This window comes from Streptomyces sp. NPDC050738 (assembly GCF_040654175.1).
GTDB lineage: Bacteria > Actinomycetota > Actinomycetes > Streptomycetales > Streptomycetaceae > Streptomyces.
Genome location: NZ_JBFAHN010000003.1, coordinates 308,245 through 327,131, shown reverse-complemented (window position 1 = coordinate 327,131; position 18,887 = coordinate 308,245). Strand labels below are relative to the sequence as shown.

16 protein-coding genes are annotated in these 18,887 nt (G+C 71.0%); 6 read left to right on the top strand and 10 right to left on the bottom strand.

Annotation, left to right across the window (positions count from 1 at the left end):
* Positions 1 to 15: 15 nt before the first annotated feature.
* The 5 genes from AB0H78_RS09510 to AB0H78_RS09490 all read right to left on the bottom strand — a co-directional run bounded on the left by AB0H78_RS09510 (position 16) and on the right by AB0H78_RS09490 (position 5,465).
* Positions 16 to 369, bottom strand: a complete 354-nt coding sequence (locus tag AB0H78_RS09510; protein WP_363233696.1) for a hypothetical protein — start codon at positions 367 to 369, stop codon at positions 16 to 18.
* A 79-nt stretch (positions 370 to 448) separates the two neighbouring features.
* Positions 449 to 1,777, bottom strand: coding sequence for an AAA domain-containing protein (locus tag AB0H78_RS09505; protein ID WP_363233695.1), 1,329 nt, complete (start codon positions 1,775 to 1,777; stop codon positions 449 to 451).
* Complete coding sequence (locus AB0H78_RS09500) at positions 1,774 to 3,372, bottom strand: hypothetical protein (RefSeq protein ID WP_363233694.1); 1,599 nt, start codon at positions 3,370 to 3,372, stop codon at positions 1,774 to 1,776. The genes AB0H78_RS09505 and AB0H78_RS09500 overlap by 4 nt, the downstream gene beginning before the upstream one ends.
* A gap of 112 nt (positions 3,373 to 3,484) precedes the next feature.
* Positions 3,485 to 4,657, bottom strand: coding sequence for a hypothetical protein (locus tag AB0H78_RS09495; protein WP_363233693.1), 1,173 nt, complete (start codon positions 4,655 to 4,657; stop codon positions 3,485 to 3,487).
* Entirely contained in the window at positions 4,566 to 5,465 is a 900-nt protein-coding gene (locus AB0H78_RS09490) for a phosphatase PAP2 family protein (RefSeq protein WP_363233692.1), read from the bottom strand. Before AB0H78_RS09490 ends, AB0H78_RS09495 begins: the two co-directional genes overlap by 92 nt.
* Positions 5,466 to 5,657: 192 nt before the next feature.
* Between AB0H78_RS09490 and AB0H78_RS09485 the strand changes: the two genes are divergently transcribed.
* On the top strand, positions 5,658 to 6,254 hold the full coding sequence (locus AB0H78_RS09485) for a histidine phosphatase family protein (protein WP_363233691.1): 597 nt from the start codon (positions 5,658 to 5,660) through the stop codon (positions 6,252 to 6,254).
* A gap of 16 nt (positions 6,255 to 6,270) precedes the next feature.
* Here AB0H78_RS09485 and AB0H78_RS09480 read toward each other — a convergent pair whose 3' ends face one another.
* Entirely contained in the window at positions 6,271 to 7,614 is a 1,344-nt protein-coding gene (locus AB0H78_RS09480) for a hypothetical protein (protein ID WP_363233690.1), read from the bottom strand.
* A 218-nt stretch (positions 7,615 to 7,832) separates the two neighbouring features.
* Between AB0H78_RS09480 and AB0H78_RS09475 the strand changes: the two genes are divergently transcribed.
* Both AB0H78_RS09475 and AB0H78_RS09470 read left to right on the top strand, forming a co-directional pair.
* Complete coding sequence (locus tag AB0H78_RS09475) at positions 7,833 to 8,276, top strand: hypothetical protein (RefSeq protein WP_363233689.1); 444 nt, start codon at positions 7,833 to 7,835, stop codon at positions 8,274 to 8,276.
* Positions 8,277 to 8,340: 64 nt separating this feature from the next.
* A complete protein-coding gene (locus AB0H78_RS09470; protein ID WP_363233688.1) occupies positions 8,341 to 9,204 on the top strand; it encodes a fused MFS/spermidine synthase in 864 nt (287 codons plus the stop codon).
* Positions 9,205 to 9,214: 10 nt separating this feature from the next.
* On the opposite strand, the gene AB0H78_RS09465 is transcribed toward AB0H78_RS09470, so the two are convergent.
* Positions 9,215 to 9,802 carry a hypothetical protein gene (locus AB0H78_RS09465; RefSeq protein WP_363234089.1) on the bottom strand — a complete coding sequence of 196 codons (588 nt, stop codon included), beginning with the start codon at positions 9,800 to 9,802 and terminating at the stop codon, positions 9,215 to 9,217.
* Positions 9,803 to 9,881: 79 nt separating this feature from the next.
* Between AB0H78_RS09465 and AB0H78_RS09460 the strand changes: the two genes are divergently transcribed.
* From AB0H78_RS09460 to AB0H78_RS09450, 3 genes are all read left to right on the top strand, one after another.
* On the top strand, positions 9,882 to 10,571 hold the full coding sequence (locus AB0H78_RS09460; protein ID WP_363233687.1) for a response regulator transcription factor: 690 nt from the start codon (positions 9,882 to 9,884) through the stop codon (positions 10,569 to 10,571).
* A complete protein-coding gene (locus tag AB0H78_RS09455; protein ID WP_363233686.1) occupies positions 10,568 to 11,962 on the top strand; it encodes a HAMP domain-containing sensor histidine kinase in 1,395 nt (464 codons plus the stop codon). The genes AB0H78_RS09460 and AB0H78_RS09455 overlap by 4 nt, the downstream gene beginning before the upstream one ends.
* A gap of 169 nt (positions 11,963 to 12,131) precedes the next feature.
* Positions 12,132 to 13,622 carry a cellulose binding domain-containing protein gene (locus tag AB0H78_RS09450; RefSeq protein ID WP_363233685.1) on the top strand — a complete coding sequence of 497 codons (1,491 nt, stop codon included), beginning with the start codon at positions 12,132 to 12,134 and terminating at the stop codon, positions 13,620 to 13,622.
* 116 nt (positions 13,623 to 13,738) lie between these two features.
* Here the strand turns inward: AB0H78_RS09450 and AB0H78_RS09445 are convergent, their stop codons facing one another.
* Genes AB0H78_RS09445 through aspT (AB0H78_RS09435) form a run of 3 tightly spaced genes read right to left on the bottom strand, consistent with a single transcriptional unit; the run spans position 13,739 to position 18,799 of the window.
* Positions 13,739 to 15,394: a bifunctional aspartate transaminase/aspartate 4-decarboxylase gene (locus tag AB0H78_RS09445; RefSeq protein WP_363233684.1), complete on the bottom strand. Its 1,656-nt coding sequence runs from the start codon at positions 15,392 to 15,394 to the stop codon at positions 13,739 to 13,741.
* Positions 15,395 to 15,407: 13 nt separating this feature from the next.
* The gene (gene aspT / locus AB0H78_RS09440) at positions 15,408 to 17,111 is read right to left on the bottom strand and encodes an aspartate-alanine antiporter (RefSeq protein ID WP_363233682.1); all 1,704 of its coding nucleotides are present in this window, start codon (positions 17,109 to 17,111) and stop codon (positions 15,408 to 15,410) included.
* A complete protein-coding gene (gene aspT / locus AB0H78_RS09435) occupies positions 17,108 to 18,799 on the bottom strand; it encodes an aspartate-alanine antiporter (RefSeq protein ID WP_363233681.1) in 1,692 nt (563 codons plus the stop codon). The genes aspT (AB0H78_RS09440) and aspT (AB0H78_RS09435) overlap by 4 nt, the downstream gene beginning before the upstream one ends.
* Between the last annotated feature and the right edge of the window lie 88 nt (positions 18,800 to 18,887).

Genomic DNA, 18,887 nt, shown 5'->3' with positions numbered 1-18,887 from the left:
TATGGAGCGCGATCCTCAGGAAGCGCCCTGGGTGCCGTTCCTCAGGAGGTCGCGGCCGAAGTCGATCATTTTCTTCGCGTAGTCCTCCGTCCACTGGGCGCGGTCCGCGATGTCGGCCGCGGTGAGGCGGTCGAAGCGGCGGGGGTCGGCCAGTTGGGCGGCGGCGATCGCCTGGAACTCGGTGGCGCGGTCGGCTGCGGCGCGGAATGCCAGGGTGAGCTCGGTGGCGCGGCCGAGCAGCGCCGCGGGGTCGTCTATCGACTCCAGGTCGAAGAAGTGCTCGGCGTCACCGGCCGCCTCCGAGGGCTCGAAGAGGAGAGGCGCGGGACGCATCCGCCGCAGGTGTTCGCTCTGGTCGGACTCCGCCATGGGGTGCTGCTCCTTCGTGATGCCGTGATGGCCACCGTCCATTGTCCAGCGCCGCGCAAGTGGGCCTGCGGCCTGCCTTCTAGGGGCGGTACGGGATCCGGTGCTCGGCCAGGTGGGCGAGGACCGCGTGATTCGCCTCCCAGCCGTCCGGGAACTTCAGCGTCACGCCCAGGTGCACCGGCTCCGTCGAGGGGTGTTCGTCCAGGAGTTCCGCGACGCCCTCGCGGCAGACCACGATGCAGGCGTGGCGGTGGCGCGATGCCAGGACGCAGAGGCGGCCCGTCTCCAGGTGGAACGCCGTGGCGTCGGGGCGGCCCGACAAGGGGTGCAGGATCACCGTGACGTCGAACTCGCGGCCCTGGAGGCGGTTGGCGGTGTCCACCGCGACGCCCGTGACGCCCAGTTCCGCGAGCGCCGCCCGTACCGCGGCCGCCTGGTCGCGGTGGGCCGTGCCGACCGCGATCCGGTCGGCCGTGAGCGGGACGGGGTCGGGGGACTGCTCGCTGAGGGCCGCGCCGCCGCGGTCCAGCAGGCGGCGGACCGTGTGGGCGAGCGCCCGTACCGCCTCGGGGTCGGTGCGGGGGGTGTGGCGGGCGGGGAGTTCCAGCAGGGCCCAGCCGGACTCCGCCGCTTCGTCCAGGGCCCGGTCGGGCGCCGTGCCGTCCGACGGGACGCCGAAGGTGAGGCGGCGGTCGCCGTGGTCCGTACCGCTGCGGAAGGGGGTGTACGGGTAGAACGCGCTGGAGACCAGGGGCGCGGCGGAGGCCGGCAGCCGCCAGGAGACCGGGAGGCGGTGCTGCGGGAGGTCCGGGTTGTGGGCGAGGAGCGTGGAGACGGCGCTCGCCGACGGGTCGTACGACAGGCCTGCCCATTGGTCCGCCCCGACCACCGAGAACGGGTCCAGCTGGCCCGGGTCGCCCACGAACAGGGCCCGTTCGAAGAGGCCCGCGACGGCGAGGAGCGCGTCGGAGCGCATCTGGTAGGCCTCGTCGACGATCGCGTGCTGCCACGGGTCGACGTTCTTGACGTGCGCCCATTTCGCGGCGGTGGAGATGACGACGTCCAGGCCGGTCAGGTCGCCCGCCTTGGACGACTTGCGGACGCTGGGGAGGTCGTCGAGCGCCTTGTCGTACGGGTCGGGGTCGCTGCTGTGGAGCCTGCCCACGGGGAGGTCGGGGTCCTTGTCGGCGAGGCGCAGCACGAGGTCGTCGACCTGGGCGTTCGTCTGGGCGATCACCATCAACGGGCGTCCTGCGGCGGCCAGTTCGCGGGCCGCGCGGACCACGAGCGTCGACTTGCCCGCGCCCGGCGGGGAGTCGACCACGACGCCGCGCGCCGTGGCGTGCAGCGTCGATTCGAGGATGGCTTTCGTCGCGCGGGCGGCTTCGGCGCCGGGGTCGAAGGTCACAGGACGTCCTCCGGGGTGACGGGGTCTGCGGCTTCCCGGGTGTCCGCCGCCGCGCCCGGCGGGCCGCCGTGGGTCCACGGGGTGTCCTCCTGGGCGGGCAGGTCGGGGCCGCCGCGCGAGGAATGCTCGAAGAGGGTCCAGACGATCCGGTCGCCCTTCTCGGGGACCGTTCCCGGAGCGGGGTCCTTGGCGCGGCCCATGCCGTTGACCAGGCGCAGGATCAGGATGCCGTCCTCCTCTTCGTACCGCACGAACTCGGCGCTCTGCGGCTTGCCTTCGAGGGAGCGGTGGACCTTGGCGCGCTCGGCGAGATGCGGGGCGTCGTCCGTACGGAAGGCGATCAGCGGGCGGGGCGAGGGGCGCTTGGACTCGCTCCAGGCCATGGTCACATCGACCGCCTCGCCCGCGAAGGCCTCGCCGGCGAGGCGGCGGCCCGCCATGACGAGGGGGTCGTCCAGGGCTTCCTGGGCGTCCAGTTGGGCCTGTGCCGTCTCGCGGGACGCGAGCTTCTGGGCGGCGGTGACGGCGTCGTCGCGGCGGGGCTGCGGGGGCTCTCCCGCGCGCACCCGGTCGCGGTGGCCGGTGAAGGACCACCGGTCACGGGTCCAGCGCTCGGTGGCGCGGGTCCCCTCGGGGAGGGTGCGCAGGTGGTCGACGGAGCGCCAGACCGCGTCCCAGGTGGGGCGCATCACGGCTTCGAGGACCGTACGGATCTGCCGCTCGGCGGCGGCGAGTTCGGCGAGGTGCGCGTCGGCGGCGAGGCCGTCCTCGGCGGTGGCCAGGGCCTGGCGGGCGCGGTCGTGGCGCTCGATGGCGGGGGCGAGGAGCTTGTTGTCGAAGGCGGGATCCGTGGCCGGGCCCGCGGGCGGGCAGAGCAGTTGGCCCGCGGCGTCGCGTGCGAGTTCGGCATGGAGGGCGGCCTGGGCGCCCCGCTTGCCTTCCGGGGGGTCGATCCAGGCGAGGAGGGCGCCCAGGTGCTGGTCCTCCAGTGTGGACTGGCCCGTTGCCCAGTGACGGTTGAGGAGGTCGGTCGCCGAGAGGAGGAGGGAGGAGCCGGGGATGCGGGCGCGCTCTCCGTAGTGCGTCAGCCAGCGGCCGAGGAGCGGGACGCGTGGCGGTGCGGGGTAGGGGGTCTCGGGGTCCTCTTCGGCGGTGCGGCGGAAGCGCATGGAGCGGCCGAGAAGGCGCACGAAGTCGATGCCGGCGCGGCTGGGGACGATCAACTGGGGTGCGTCCGCGCAGAGTTCGACCTCGACCTTGGCCTTCTTGCCGGTCTCGGGGTCGACTTCGTTGCGCTCGGCGGTCTCGATGTCGTCGGCGTAACCGTCGATGTACGGGAGGACCGTCTCGGCGAGCTCCGCGAGGAAGGCGAAGCGGAGGTCGCGGTCGCGGGGCTGGGTGACGGTGAGGAGGCGGGGGGCGCTGCGGTCCGTCCCGACGAGGGCGCCGAGGGGGGCGCCGGCCTCACCTGCGGTGGTGAGGGGGACGAGGACGAGGGGGCGGTCGGAGAGGTGGCGGTGGCGGACGGTGGCCATGGGCTGAGCCCGGCCGGCCTCGACGGCTTCCAGCCGGGCGAGCGTGCTGATCAGCGACACGGTGTGGCCTCCTCAAGCGCCGGACGGGCTTGAATTTGCTCAACTCGGCTCGCTTGTACGGGTGTCGGAGGGGCTTGAGGCGCGGGGTCCGGGGCGGAGCCCCAGGAGGGGGTCAGCATGCCGCTCCGTTCAGCGCCTCGGCCCGGAGCTCCGCCGCCCTGCGCAGGGCGGACACCGTCGGGTCCGTGGGGTCGCCCGACTCGCCCCGTGCCGCCGACAGGACCGCGTCGACCGTGCGCAGACCTCCCAGTTCACCCCGCACACCACGGCCCAGCGCCTCCACCGCCCCCGCCTCCCGCGAGCGGTCCCTGCAGTGGAACGCCAGCTCGCACGCGGACAGACACTCGGGGGCGTACGCCGCCTCCACCCGTTCCACCGCGGCCGTCAGCTCCTCCGCCGGGAGCTCCGGGTCGAACGTCGTCCCCTCCGGAAGCTCCGCCGCGATGTCCTCGATCCGGGTGAGGCGGGTCAGCTGGCGGCGGGTGACCGACAGCTGTTTGCGTACGTCGACGACCGACGCCGTCGGCAGGTTCGAGAAGTCCTTCGGGCAGACCAGCAGCACCCGGTCGTGGACCGAAGCCCCCGTCGTGTGCCCTGCCACCCGCTCCAGCGCCAGTACGTACACCGCCGACTGCCGCGCCGCCGCGCCCACCTTCGCCGCGTCCGCCGCCGCATCGATCATCGGGAAGGACTTGATCTCGACCACCGTCCAGCGGCCGTCGGGCGCCACCACCACCGCGTCCGGTTCCAGATAGGCGGGGGAGCCCGCCACCTCCAGGGCCAGCATCGGGTGGTCGAGGAAGGTCCAGGCCCCGGCCTGCGCACCCGCCTCCGTCGCCTCGCGCAGCGCGAGGGCCGTGCGGGCCGCGCGGCCCTGCGGGCCCGCCGCCGCGAGGTCGGGGGTGCGTACGGTCGCCGGATCCGGCTCGTCCGGGCCGCCCAGCTGTCCGTACAGCAGGCGCATCAGCTCCGCGCCGCCGTCCGCTTTGACCTTGGCCTCGAAGGCATTGCCCCGCATGAAGGCGAACTGCGACTGTCCGAAGGCGGAAGGCGAACCGAGTGCCTGCGCCAGGACGGCCTTGTTCACTCCGGCGCCGTCGAGCAGCGCCCGCCGTCTGCATCCCGGGTTGGCCGCGAGCGCGGCCAGCGCGCGGGCGTCCATCGGCTGGGGCGCGACCGCGGGGCCGCGCAGCTCAGCGAGCCGCTGGCGAAGAGCCGTCGGTGGCGGTGTCGACGGACTCGGTGGAATCTGCGGAGGAGGTCCGCTGGCCGGGGATGCGCTCACTCGCGGAAGTCTTGCATCCGGCACTGACAATCGGCGACGGGGCGGGAGTTGTGGCTGGGGACAAGCGGGCGCGCAGCCGGTCCGTGAAGGCCAGGGCGGGCTTCGCGAGGAGGTAGCCGACGCCCATCACGGCCGCTCCCGCGACTGCGTCGAAGAAGTAGTGATTGGCCGTTCCCATCACCACGAAAGTGATGGTCAGCGGGTACGCGACGGCCAGGACGCGGGTCAGCGGGGTTCGTCCGTATCGCCAGAGCACCACCCCGCACCACAGCGCCCAGCCGACATGCAGGCTCGGCATCGCTGCGAACTGATTCGTCATTCCGCTCATGCCGCGCGGCGCGCTCGCCCCGGTGCCCCACCAGCCGTACGAGCTGAACTGGGCCATCGTGTCGACGAACCCCTCGCTCGCGTCGAGCAGCCGCGGAGGGCAGGTCGGGAGCAGCGTGAAGCCGATCAGGCCGAGCAGGGTGGAGAGCATCAGCCAGGTGCGGGCCGCGCGGTACTGGACGGGGCGGCGGCGGAAGAGCCAGACCAGCACGACCGGGGTGACCAGGTAGTGCAGTGAGGCGTAGATGAAATCGGCCGGTATGCCCACGGCCGGGGTGTGCGTGAGGAAGCGGTTCAGCGGGTGTTCGAGGTTGAGATGGAGGAGCTTCTCGGCCTTGAGTATGCCCAGGCCGTGATCTATCGCGTCCTGCGTGTTTCCCCTGGCCAGCAGGCGTCCCGCCGAGTACGCGGAGTAGACGACCGCTATGAGCAGCAGTTCGGTCCACCAGCGGGGCCTGGTGCGGGGCTCGCTGTACGGCATCCGAACGCTCTCCATCGTGTGTGCAAACGAGGGCGGTCGCCCAGCGTTCAAATGTACGGCCTGAGTCAACGCGGGCGACCTCCGCCCTGTCCTCTCCTCTGACGCCGGGATCGCCGCCGAGGTTGCCTCCCCGCCACGTACGGGATGATGGAACAAGAACAACAGGCACGATGAGTAGGGAGTGGAGCCGTCGTGGCACCGCGCATGCTGCTGGCCCGGCACGGGCAGACCGAGTGGTCGCTCTCGGGCAGGCACACCGGCAGGACGGACATCCCCCTCCTCGAGGAGGGCCGCCGCGGCGCGAAGCTCCTCGGCGAGCGGCTGCACCGGTCGCCGTGGGACGCGCTTGCGGACACCGATGTGCTCACCAGCCCCCTCGTCCGCGCGAGCGAGACCTGCGAGCTGGCCGGTTTCGGGGAGCGCGCCCGGACGGTCGACGCGCTCATGGAGTGGCACTACGGCGCGTACGAGGGCCTGACGCCGCCCGAGATCCAGGCGATCAGGCCGGGCTGGTTCATCTGGCGCGACGGTGTCCCCGACGGGGAGTCGGTCGCCGACGTCACCGCCCGGGTGGACGCGGTGATCGAGGAGATCCGGTCCGGCGGCCGCGATGTGCTGGTCTTCGCGCACGGCCACATCCTGCGGGCCCTCGGTGCGCGCTGGCTCGGCGACGACCTGGACTTCGGCGCCCGCATCCGCCTCGCCCCGACCTCGCTGTCGGTGCTCGGGTGGGCGTACGGCGCCCCGGCGATCGAGCGCTGGAACGACACCGGGCATCTGGAGCAGTAGCCGCCGCCAGGAGGGGTCACGCCGCGTGGCGCTCCAGGAACTCCGGCACCCCGGCCGCCCTGCGGTGCGGCAGCAGCACCCGTACGGTCCCCGCCAGCATCGCCCGGATCCGCTCCGATCTGACCTGGTCCCCTTCGAGCAGATCGAGCACCTGGTGTCCGGCCGCGACCGCCCGGTCGGGCGAGCCGGCCCGGGCCAGGTCGTCCGCCAGCTCCGCCCGGTAGAGGGCCAGGTTGCGCGCGAAGTGCGGGTCCTGGAGCGAGGCGGCGCGGTACGCGTGGCGGGCCGCCAGGGCCCAGTCGCCCAGGGCCGACCAGCACTGCGCTTCGAGGAGTTCGAGCTCCGCCTCGACGAAGAAGCTCATCCACTCCGGGTCGGCGTCCGAAGTGCCGCGGGAGAAAAGGGACTTGGCGTCGGCGAGCGCTTCCTTGCAACCCGTACGGTCACCGAGCCCGGTCCAGCCGCCCGCCTCCCGCAGCGTCAGCAGCGAGAGCAGCCGCGGCGAGGACAGGTGCTTCGCCGCCCGCTGTCCTGCCTGCGCGGAGCGGACCGCCTCGCGCGGCCGCCCGGCGTCGCGTGCCAGGAAGGACATGTTGCAGAAGGCGTGTGCCTCGACCGCCGGATCCCCGGACATCCGGGCGGTGGCGAGGGCCTCCGCGTAGTGCGAGCGCGCGTCGTCGAAGCGGCCCGAGTCGTGCGCCAACCAGCCGACGGAGATGGCCAGTTCGCCGGCGCCCGCGTGCAGCCGGTCGGAGGCGCTCTGCCGGGCCGTCCCCGCGTCGAGCAGTGCGTACGCCGTGCGCAGCGGCTGGGAGGCCCGGTGATAGAGCCCGTCGGCGCCGTGCCGGTCGTCGAGCAGCCGGATCTGCCGTACGGCCGCCTCGACAGCCTGCACCTCGCTCTCGCCGACGCGGTGGGGGGCCGCCTGCTCGGGTGCGGGACCGGGGCCGAGCCTCAGTGAGACGGCGGCCATCGCGGCGGAGCCGTTGGTCATGAATGCGCGACGCAGCACGTCGCTCTCCTCGTGGTTCTGGACTGTGTGGCTCGTGGGGTGCGGCATGGGCGCGTCGTCCGCTTCACGCGCCCCCCTGCCGCGCACCGTCTCCCGGTCCGAGAACCCCAGATCGGTGAGGGTCAAACCCGGGAACATATGCAGAAAGACGCGCTCGTAGGCGTAGTTGGGGCAGCGGATCTCGCCTGCCTCGACCCGTCCGATGTAGCGGGCGTCGCACGCGACCTGTTCGCCGATCTCCCGCGCGGACCTGCGGACCGCCGCGGCGAACTCGCCGGGGGAGCGTGCGCCGCGCAGGCGGCGGAAAGCGGAGTTGTGCAGAGCTTTTGCTGCCCGTGTCGTCGCCATGGCCGAGCCCTCTCTGGCGGGATGGTGCTGCCGGGAACGTACCGGTTGCGCCCGGCCCCTCATGCCGTGTTTGCCTACAAAACGGATATCTCACCCGTGATCTGCCATGAACTGCCATCCTTTACGGCGGCGTGGTGCCGTAGCCCTTGACGCGTCGGCGCGTTGAACCTTGCGCAGACCGCCACGGATGCGGAGGGGTTGCCTTGTTGGAGGCCGGTATGGAGATCAGCGGTTCGGTGACACACGCCACGACTGCCCAGCACAGGCCCACCCGGGAGTCGAGTGCGCCACCATCGGCGTCCGCGTCGGCGCCGGACGGCTGCGACCTGGTGACCGTTCCGGCCCGGCAGGGGCTGGAGGCCGTGGACATCCTGCGGCGCGCCGCCGCGCCCGCCGAGGTGGGGCCGGTGCTGCACGACGGGGCCTGCGACACCCTCGGCTTCCTGGTGCCGCCGGGCACGGCCGCGGGGTGGGACATGCCCGGCAGTGCGTGTACGGAGACGGACGGGCGGGGGCTTCGTATCCCTGCCGAGCCGCCCGTCACGGGTGGGGCGTGGCTGCTGCCTCCCGTGCAGGACGCGCCGGTCACCGATCCGAACGTGCTGCGGGCCGCGCTCGGCGAGGCGGCGCGGTTGATCAAGGCCGCGGATGGGTGCAGGTAGCGGGGGGTGCACGCGGTTTTCGGCCGCGTTGTCCTCAATCGCCGGACGGGCTTAGTTTGAGTCCGTGGCTAAGAACAAGCGTCAAGGGCGGGCTGCCCCCGAATCCGTCGTCGAGGCCGTCGACGGCGGGCTCGCCGAGCTGATACCCGACCGGGACCGTCCCCGCGGCTGGACCCTTCTTCTCGACGGGGCTCCGCAGTCCCACGTGGACCTGGACGACCCGCGCCACCTGGACTTCGAGTACCAGCGCAGGCTCGGCCACGTCGCCGACCTCGTCGCGCCCCTTCCGCAGCCGCTCCAGGTTCTCCACCTCGGCGGGGGCGCCTTCACTCTCGCCCGGTACGTCGCCGCCACCCGGCCCCGCTCCACGCAGCAGGTCGTCGAGATCGACGGACCCCTTGTCCAACTGGTGCGCCGCGCACTCCCGTTGGACGCCACCGCCCGGATCCGGGTCAGGTCCACGGATGCCAGGGCGGGGCTCGCCAAGATCCCCGACGGGTGGGCGGACCTGGTCATCGCCGATGTGTTCAGCGGCGCCCGGACCCCGGCGCACCTCACCTCCGCCGAGTTCCTCGCCGACGTACGGCGGGCCCTGAAACCGGGCGGGTGGTACGCGGCCAATCTCGCCGACGGGCCTCCGCTCGCGCATCTGCGCGGCCAGATCGCGACCGCCGCCACGGTCTTCCCCGAACTGGCCCTGGCCGCCGACCCGACCGTGCTGCGCGGGCGCCGGTTCGGCAACGCCGTCCTCGTGGGGTCGGCCCTGCCGCTGCCCGTCGCCGAACTCACCCGCCGTATCGCGGGAGATCCGCACCCGGGAAGGGTCGAACACGGGCGCGCGCTGGCCGACTTCACCGGGGGAGCCGTCGCCGTCACCGATGCGAGTGCCGCCCCCTCGCCCGCGCCGCCGCCCGGCGTCTTCCGGTAGAGCGGACTTTCTAGCGGTTGTCCACCTCGACCGTCGGGGGGTGGTCGTTCCACGTGCAGAAGACCGAGTTCGACTCATTGCCCTGGGTGAAGGTCACCCGGATCCACTCCGTCTGCTTCCAGACCTGCATCTTCCAGCCCGCCGTGGGCGTGGCCGAGACCAGTTCCGCCGACGAGGCACCCAGGTCGAAGACGACCCGGCCGCCGGTGACCGGATAGCTCTTCACTTCGCTCGAGGTCGACGCCGACGACGCCGGCGGCGACGAAGATCCCGGCGAGGAGGCCGAAGGGGACGAGCCCGCCGACTTCGATGCGCCGGGACCACGGCCGGGGCCGGCCGAGCGCCGGGTGCCGGGCGACTGCGACGGCTCGGCGCTGCTGCCGGTCCCCTCCGCCTTGGTGAGCGACGGAGGCCCTCCGGGGCGCTGCGTGGAGGAGCCGAGTGCCTGCGCGTCCTGGGCGAAGGGGACCGCCCGGGGCGGGTCGTAGACCGTGCCCGACATCACCGTCCGCACCCCCCACCACGACAGCGTGACCGCCGCGCCGGTGGCGAGCGTCCAGGCCAGGGTGTGTATGAGTCCGCGTCGCATCCGGCCCATCCTGCACCACCCGCACCGCTGCTGTCCCGTGACGGCCGAGGTCGCCCGGGGGTCCCCCATATGGCGTACGGTGCCGCCCATGGCAAGTGTGCTCGTGGTCGAGGACGACCAGTTCGTACGCTCAGCCCTCATCCGGCACCTGACCGAGGCCTCCCACACCGTACGGAGCGTCGGCACGGCCCTGGAGGCGCTGCGCGAGGTGGCCCATTTCAGCTTCGACGTGGTCATTCTCGACCTCGGGCTGCCCGATCTCGACGGGTCCGAGGCGCTGAAGATGCTGCGCGGAATCACCGACGTACCCGTGATCATCGCCACAGCGCGCGACGACGAGGCGGAGATCGTCCGGCTGCTCAACGACGGCGCGGACGACTACCTCACCAAGCCCTTCTCGGTGGAGCACCTCTCCGCCCGGATGGCCGCCGTGCTGCGCCGCTCGCGCGCCACGGCCGGCGGCGAACCGCCGTCGAGGGTGATCCAGGTGGGCGGTCTCTCCATCGATCCGCTGCGCCGCCAGGCCGAGCTCGACGGGGGGCAACTCGATCTGACCCGGCGCGAGTTCGACCTGCTCGCGTTCCTCGCGGGGCGCCCCGGTGTCGTCGTGGCGCGAAAGGAGCTGCTCGCCGAGGTGTGGCAGCAGTCGTACGGCGACGACCAGACCATTGATGTCCATCTGTCCTGGTTGCGAAGGAAATTGGGCGAGACCGCCGCCAAGCCCCGTTATCTGCACACCCTGCGCGGGGTCGGAGTGAAGCTGGAGCCGCTGCGATGAGATGGGCGCTGGTCAAGGTGTGTCTGGCGGTGACGGCGATGGTCGTCATCGCCTTCGCGGTGCCGCTCGCGCTCGTCATCAAGGAGATGGCCAGCGACCGTGCCTTCTCCAACGCCGAGCGGCAGGCGGCCGCCCTCGGCCCCACGCTCTCCATCACCACCGACCGCGTCGCCCTGGAGAAGGCCACCGCCAGCACCGAGGCGGGCGCCGACGGGCGGATCGCGCTGCACATCCCGGCCTCGGCCGAGGCCGGCTCCAAGGGGCTGGAGATGGGTGAAGGGCGGGCGAGCGCCAAGGACATCGAGGCGGCGCGCGCCCAGGCCGTCATCGCCTCGGTGAAGGGCGGGTCCGTCCTGCTCCAGCCGACCGCGCTGCCCAGCGGCAAGATCGCGGTCATCGAGGTGTTCGTGCCCGAGGGTGAGGTCTCCAACGGCGTCGGCACCTCCTGGCTGGTCCTCGCGGGCGTCGGGCTCGCGCTGGTCGTCGGCTCGGTGGCGGTCGCCGACCGGCTCGGCGTACGGATGGTGCAGCCCGCCCAGCGGCTCGCGGGCGCGGCCCAGGACCTGGGGGAGGGCAAGCTCGGGGCGCGCGTTCCCGAGGAGGGGCCGACCGAACTGCGCTCGGCCGCCGTCGCCTTCAACTCGATGGCCGATCAGGTCGTACAACTCCTCGCCAACGAAAGGGAGTTGGCGGCCGACCTCTCGCACCGGCTGCGGACCCCGCTGACCGTGCTGCGGCTGAACGCCGCGTCCCTGGGCGAGGGACCCGCCGCCGAGCAGACCCGGGCGGCCGTCGAGCAGCTGGAGCGCGAGGTCGACACGATCATCCGTACCGCCCGTGAGGCCAAACCGCAGACCCAGCCCGCCGGTGCGGGTGCCGGGTGCGACGCCTCGGAGGTGATCAGGCAGCGCATGGACTTCTGGTCGGCGCTTGCCGAGGACGAGGGACGTGAGGTGCGGCTCGCGGGCGTGGACCGTCCGGTACGCATTCCGGTCGCGCGCGCCGAACTGGCCGCCGCGCTCGATGCGTTGCTCGGCAACATCTTCCGCCACACCGCCGAGGGCACCGCCCTCTCGGTGGACGTCCACAACGGCGACGACGCCGTGATCGTGCTGGTCTCGGACGCGGGCGGTGGGATATCCGACCCCGCCGCCGCCCTCGCGCGCGGCAACAGCGGTGCGCAGGCCGGCTCGACCGGCCTCGGCCTGGACATCGTCCGCCGGGTCGCGGAGTCCACCGGCGGCGACGTACGCATCGGACGCTCGGTCCTCGGCGGGACCGAGGTCCGCATCTGGATCGCGCTCGACGGCGGGCGCAGGGCGGGCGGCGGACGAGGGCACCGGGTGCGCAGGAAGCGGCGCGGTACGTCACGCAGGGCTGCCGGTGTCTGACCCTCGTGGTACAGACTATTAATCACCCCCTTTCCCTTCCTTAAGCCCGTCCTAAGAAGCGCAACGACCGCCCCAAACAGCTCAATTGTCCGTTTCGAAGCCGCTAGCGTGCTGCCGCACCCACCCCCCCCCACATCCCCCACTTCCGTAATGCAGAGGCAGGCACGCGATGAGCACGACCACGCACCGGCGCAGAGTGAGCGGCAAGACCAAGGCCATAGGCGCGGTCGTCGCCGCGGCCGTGGCCGGCGGTGCCGCCTTCGCGCTGACGGGTACGGCGCAGGCCGCCTCCGTCGGTGCCGCGTACACCAAGACCAGTGACTGGAACGGCGGTTACACCGGTCAGTACGTCATCACCAACGACTCCGACAAGGCGCTGACCGACTGGACGCTGGAGTTCGACCTGCCGGCCGGCACCAAGCTCGGCTCGCTCTGGAACGCCGAGTCCTCCGTCAGCGGCCGGCACGTCAAGGTCACCGCCGCGAGCTGGGACAGGACAGGGATCGCGGCCGGCAAGTCCCTCACCGTGGGCTTCGTGACCTCGGCCAGCGGCAGCGCGGGCGACCCGATCGGCTGTCTCATCGACGGCGCCAAGTGCTCGGTGGACAGCGGCGCGACGCCCGAACCCACGGGCCGCCCGACCGACGCCCCGACGCCCACCCCCTCGGCCTCCGCGTCGTCGAAGCCGACGACCGAGCCGACCAAGACGGCCTCCCCGACGGCGACGCCGACCCAGTCCACGGGCACCGGTACCGGCACGTCATCGGGTGCGGGCTTCGCCCCGTACGTCGACACCTCGCTCTACCCGACGTACGACCTGCTCGACACGGCCACCAAGACCGGGGTCAAGGAGTTCAACCTGGCCTTCATCACCTCGGGCAGCGGCTGCACCCCGATGTGGGGCGGCGTCACCGCGCTCGGCGAGGACAAGGTCGCCTCGCAGATCGAGGCGCTGCGCGCCAAGGGCGGCGACGTCCGGGTCTCCTTCGGCGGCGCCTCGGGCACCGAGCTGGCCTCGGCGTGCTCCTCCGCCTCGGACCTGGCGGCCGCGTACGGCAAGGCCATCGACCAGTTCAAGCTCACCAAGGTCGACTTCGACATCGAGGGCGGCACGCTCTCCGACACCGCCGCCAACACCCGCCGCGCCCAGGCCATCGCGCAGCTCCAGAAGGCCCACTCGGGCCTGGACGTCTCCTTCACCCTGCCTGTCATGCCCGAGGGCCTGACGCAGGACGGCGTGAACCTGGTCGCCAACGCCAAGACGAACGGCGTGAAGGTCGACGCCGTCAACATCATGGCGATGGACTACGGCGGCTCCTACTCCGGCGACATGGGTACGTACGCCGAGCAGGCGGCGACCGCAACGCAGGCCCAGATCAAGGGAGTTCTCGGACTCTCCGACGCAGCTGCCTGGAACGCCGTCGCCGTCACCCCGATGATCGGCGTGAACGACGTCGCCGCCGAGATCTTCAAGGTCGACGACGCCACGCAGCTCGCCGCATGGGCGAAGACCAAGGGCCTGGGCCGGCTCGCGATGTGGTCCGGCGCCCGCGACCAGCAGTGCTCGGGCGGCGCGAAGAACTACGCCGACCCGACCTGCTCCTCGATCGTCCAGGAGCCGCTCGCCTTCACGAAGGCACTCGGCGCCTACACCAAGTAGCCCGCACACCCCACCCCAGCGGGCCCCGGCCGCACCACTCCCCCCACCCGGCCGGGGTCATGCCGAAGGGCCCCGCACCTGGTGGGTGCGGGGCCCTTCGGCGAGGTGGGAAGGGGTCAGGCCTTGCCGCCCGACGCCTGCCACTCCTCCGCGTAGTCCTTGAAGATCTCGCGCAGGTGGTGGCCGATCTTCAGATAGTCCAGGTCGTCGAGGTTGGCCAGCGAGACGCGCACCGACCACTCGGGCCCGTCGAAGCCGCCGCCGTTGAGCAGCACGACCGAGGTCTGCTCGGCGAGACGGAACAGCGGGTCGACGGGCTCGTACGTCTTCTCCAGGAAGTCCGCGAAGGCCTTGCCGTGGGTCCGCTCGGCCTCCGCGAGGAGGTCCAGCTCGATGTAGTAACCCGCCCGCTGGGAGTCGTCGGCGATCTTCATCTGGGCGCCTTCGAGGAGCAGGTCGAGGCGCTGGTTCACGATGGCGCGGATCTTGTGCTTGTACGCCTGCCCCTCCTCCAGCATGTCGAAGAGCGAGAAGAGCATCATCATGACCTGCTGGGGGAGGCTGAGCCCCGCGGTGTGGTTGAGCGCCACCTGTCGGGAGTCGGCGACCAGACGGTCGATGAACCTGATCTTCTCGGGCTCCAGGGTGAGCGTCCCGTACCGCTTGGCGAGCCGGTCCTTCTCGTCCTGCGGCAGCCGCGCGAGCATCTCGTCGATGACGTTGTCGTCGTGCAGGCCGATGACGCCCAGGCGCCAGCCCGTGCAGCCGTAGTGCTTGGAGAAGGAGTACACCAGCAGGCAGTTGCGGGGGATGTCGGCCGCCAGCGACCTGAAGCCCTCGACGAACGTGCCGTAGACGTCGTCGGTGACGAAGAGGAGGTTCGGGTTCTTGGTGGCGACGATGTCCTTGATCTGGTTGGCGACCCGCTCGGAGAGCGCCAGCGACGGCGGGTTGCTGGGGTTGACCACGCAGACCAGCTTGACGTCCGGGTCCTCCAGCTTGGCGACCTCCTCGGTGGGGTAGCGCCATTCGCGTACGCCGGTCTCGGTGAAGAGGGAGGCCTTGACGTGCACGACCTCGAACTCGTACGTGTCGAGCTCGGGGATCTCCAGATACGGGGTGAAGACCGGGGTCATCAGCGCGATCTTGTCGCCCTTGTGCAGGATGCCGTTCTTCATCAGCGAGTCGAAGATGTAGCACATGGCGGCGGTGCCGCCCTCGGTCGCGAACAGGCTCAGATTGTCCTGCGGCGGCTTCCTGTTGAACATCTCGTCGCCGACGTATCCGCGCACGATCTTCTCGGCGTGGACCAGCATCCGGTCGGGGACCGGGTAGTTGTCGCCCACCGAGCTGTCGGTCAGCTCGTGGATGAAGTCGTCGCGGTCGAAGCCGAAGCGCTCGACGGCGTACTCGATGCAGCTCTGCAGCAGCTCGATGCCCGGCAGGTCGGCGTGCTGGCGTACGTACGTGTCGAAGCGCTCGCCCGAGCCCTTCTTCTCCGGCATGCCGCCGAGGTTGTCGGCGGTCCACACCCGGCGCGACTCGGCCAGCGAGAAGTAACCGAGCGCGTGATAGGCCTCACGGGGGCCGGTGGCGATCCAGTTGGGGTTGCCGCGCCCGGCGTTGAGCATCTGGGCGCTGGACTTCTCCTTCTGGCCCGGCTTGTCCGCCTGGGCGGCCTGGGCGATGGTGATGAACTTGTCCTTCAGCTCGAACGGGCTGAGCTGGGCGAAGGACTGGATCTCTTCACGGGTGAACGTGGTCTTGGGCACGGTGGCTCCCGGGTCAGTGGTTCAGGAGGACGATGACTGCGCCCCAGACCGTCAGCAGCACATTGCCGATGGCGTAGGGGATCGTGTAGCCGAGGGTGGGGATCTGGGACCGCGACGTCTCGTTGATCGCGCCGATCGCCGCGGTGGTGGTCTGGCCGCCGGCCAGGACGCCCATCAGGATCGGGAAGCGGATCTTCTGGATGTAGTGGCCCACGAGGAAGCCCACGAGCAGCGGGATGATCGTGATGACCGCGCCGAAGATCAGCAGACCCCAGCCCGCCGACGAGAGACCGCTGGTGAAGCTCGGTCCGGCGTTGATGCCGACGACCGCGACGAACATGCACAGCCCGAGGGTGTCCATGAACCACTGGGCGCCGGGCGGCACATTGCCGTACGTGGGGTACTTGCCGCGGATCCAGCCGAAGATCAGACCCATGATGAGTCCGCCGCCCGAGGTGGACAGCGAGATGGGCACCCCGGAGACGGTCAGCGCGGGGATGCCGAGGCAGCCGCCGAGGAAGATGCCGATGCCCACCCAGACCATGTCGGTCGCGAAGCTGGTGGGCACGGGCTTGCCGAGCGCCTTGCCCGCCGGGTCGACCAGGCGCTTGGGCCCGGTGAGGATGATGGTGTCGCCGCGCTCGACCTGGGTGGAGAGGCGGTAGGGGAACGGGGAGCCCGCCCGGTAGAGCTTGTCGACGTACACGCCGACCATGAAGGGCTCCTTGCGCAGCTCGGCGATGGTCTTGCCGATCTGGTCCTTCTCGGAGACGACCACGTGCAGCGACTCGGTCTGATAGCCGAGCAGTTCGACGTCGTCGGTCTCGGCGCCCACGTGCGTACGGGCGTCGAAGGCGACGAGGTCGCCGCGGATGGCGCTTACGGCGACGATGTCGCCCTCCATCAGCGCGGTCTGCTGATCGTGTTCGAGGACCTGTCCCTCACGCCGTACGCGGGTGATGTAGACGCGGCGCCCGAGCTCCTGCTGCTGCTTCTCGAAGTCGTCGATCGTGCGGCCGACGAGGTCGGGGCGCTGGATGGTGTACGCCCGCAGAACCGCCTCGTAGTAGCCCTCGCCGAGATCCGGGTCGGTGCTCGGCGCGTCCAGTTCGGCGGCGAGTGCGGTGGACTCGGCGGCCAGGTCGCGGCGGTAGAGCTTGGGCAGGACGTTGGCGAGCAGCATCGCGCAGAGGATCGTGCCCAGCGGGTACGTGACCGCGTAGCCGACGGCGACCAGGTTCGACTCCGACTTGACCTGGGCGGAGCTGAGGCCGGGGAGCGTGCTGATCGCGTCCTGGGCGACGCCGATGGCGGCGGACTGGGTGAGCGCGCCGCTCATCATGCCGGCGCCGAGCCCGGGTCCGTATCCGAGCATCGAGGCGAACAGCCAGGAGGCGAGGAGGCCGGTGACACAGACGACGATGGCGTTGACGACCTGGGGCAGGCCGTCCTTCTTCAGTCCGCGGAAGAACTGCGGACCGACGCGGTAGCCGAGCGCGAACAGGAACATGATGAAGAACAGGTTCTTCACCGTGCCGTCGATCTCGATCTTGAACTGCGCGCCGAGGACGAGCCCCGCGACCAGACAGCCGGTGACGGCGCCGAGCGCGATCGCCTTGTAGCGGACCTTGCCGACCAGGAAGCCGAGGGCGACGACCAGGAAGACCAGCAGTTCGGGGTGGGGCGAGAAGATGTTTCTGTTGAGGAAATCGATCATGATCCGGCTCCGGCTCCGAGAATGCCGACCAGGAGGGGCCCGGTCAGCGGAAGGAGGAAGTTGGAGAGCGTGTAGGTGATCGTGTAGCCGAGCATCGGGATGGAGCTCTGGGCCACCTGGGTCACCGAGGTGATCGCGGGGGTCGAGCACTGCTGGCCCGCGATGGCGCCGATCAGGAGGGGCTTCTCGATGTTGAGGAGCTTGCGTCCGACGATCAGCGAGAGGGTCGCGGGGACGAGGACCATGGCGATGCCCGCGAACGGCAGCAGCGCGCCGTACTCCTTGAGCAGCGGCCAGGCCTGCGGCCCCGACACCAGGCCCGTGCAGGCGATGAAGACCGCCAGGCCCAGGTCCTTGATGGTGGTGGCGGCCTGGGGCGGGAACGCGCCGAAGGTCTGCTTCCTGGAGCGGAACCAGCCGAAGAGCAGGCCCGAGATCAGGCAGCCGCCGCCGGTGCCGAGCGACATCGGGATGTCGCCGAAGGTGACCACGATCTGGCCGAGCAGGGAGCCGGCGACGATGCCGAGGCCCAGGTAGACGAAGTCCGTCGCGTCGTTCTTGACGATCGCGCCGATCCGGCTCGCCAGCTTGTTGAGGCCGGAGCGGGCGCCCACCAGGGTCAGCACGTCACCGCGGTGGATGACGGTCTCGCCGTTGGCGGGCAGGTGCTGGTCGCCGCGGGCCAGGTCGGTGACGTACACCCCGTCCTTGTAGAACTCCGGGTGGCTCTTCTGCAGCGCGTCGATGGTGATGTTCTCGACGGCCTTGTCGGTGAGCGCGACCTGCTGGGTGGCGAGCGGCGAGTCGAGGCCGGGCACGCCGGGTGTCTCGGGGCCGATCTCGCGCCCCGCCTCGATCGTGTTGGCGCGGCGGCCGACGACGAGGACCAGGTCGGAGAGGGTCAGCTCCAGCTCGGGCGTGGGGTCGAGGAAGGTGGAGCCGCGCTTGACGGACTCGATGGTGATCCGGCCGTGCAGCCCGGACTCCAGCTGGCCGACGCTGCGGCCGTCGGCGGTCGTGACCAGATAGGTGCGCCCGACCAGACCCGGCAGGGACTCGCGCTCGTCGGCCTCCAGGCTTCCGCTGGTGCCACGGGTCTTGTCCCACAGCTCGCGGGACGCGTCGCGCAGGTTGATGCGCAGCAGCATCGGCATGATCTGGCTCGTGTACATCACGATCGTGATCAGGCCGAAGAGGTAGCAGACGGTGTACGCGGTGGCCACATGGCCCTGGTACGTGCTGATCTGCTCGGGCGTCAGCCCGGGGAGCTGGCCGATGGACTCGGTCGCCGTGCCGACGACCGCGGACTCGGTGGCGGCACCGGCCAGGATGCCCGCGGCCGTACCGACGTCCAGGTCGAAGGCCTTCGCCAGGCCGTACGCGATGGCCACGACCGTGACCACCTCGATCCCGCAGAGTGCGAAGAAGCGCAGGCTCTTGCGGTTGAGGTTGGCGAAGAACTGAGGCCCCGCCATGTAGCCGAGAGCGAAGATGAACAGCGCGAAGAAGATCGTCTTCACGTCGCCCGAGATCTCGACCTTGGTCCACGCGCCGATCAGCAGGGCGACGATCAGCGTGCCGCAGATGCCGCCGAGGGTGAGGGGGCCTACGCGCAGCTTGCCGAGGAGATAGCCGGCCGCGAGACAGAGGAACAGCGTGAGTTCGGGGTGGTCGCGGAAAATGCCCATGGCGGCTCAGCCGTCAACTAGGACATAAGAGAGATGAGTGGACATAAAGGGAAATTAGCAGCGGCGTGGGGCGGGGGCATCCGCTTGC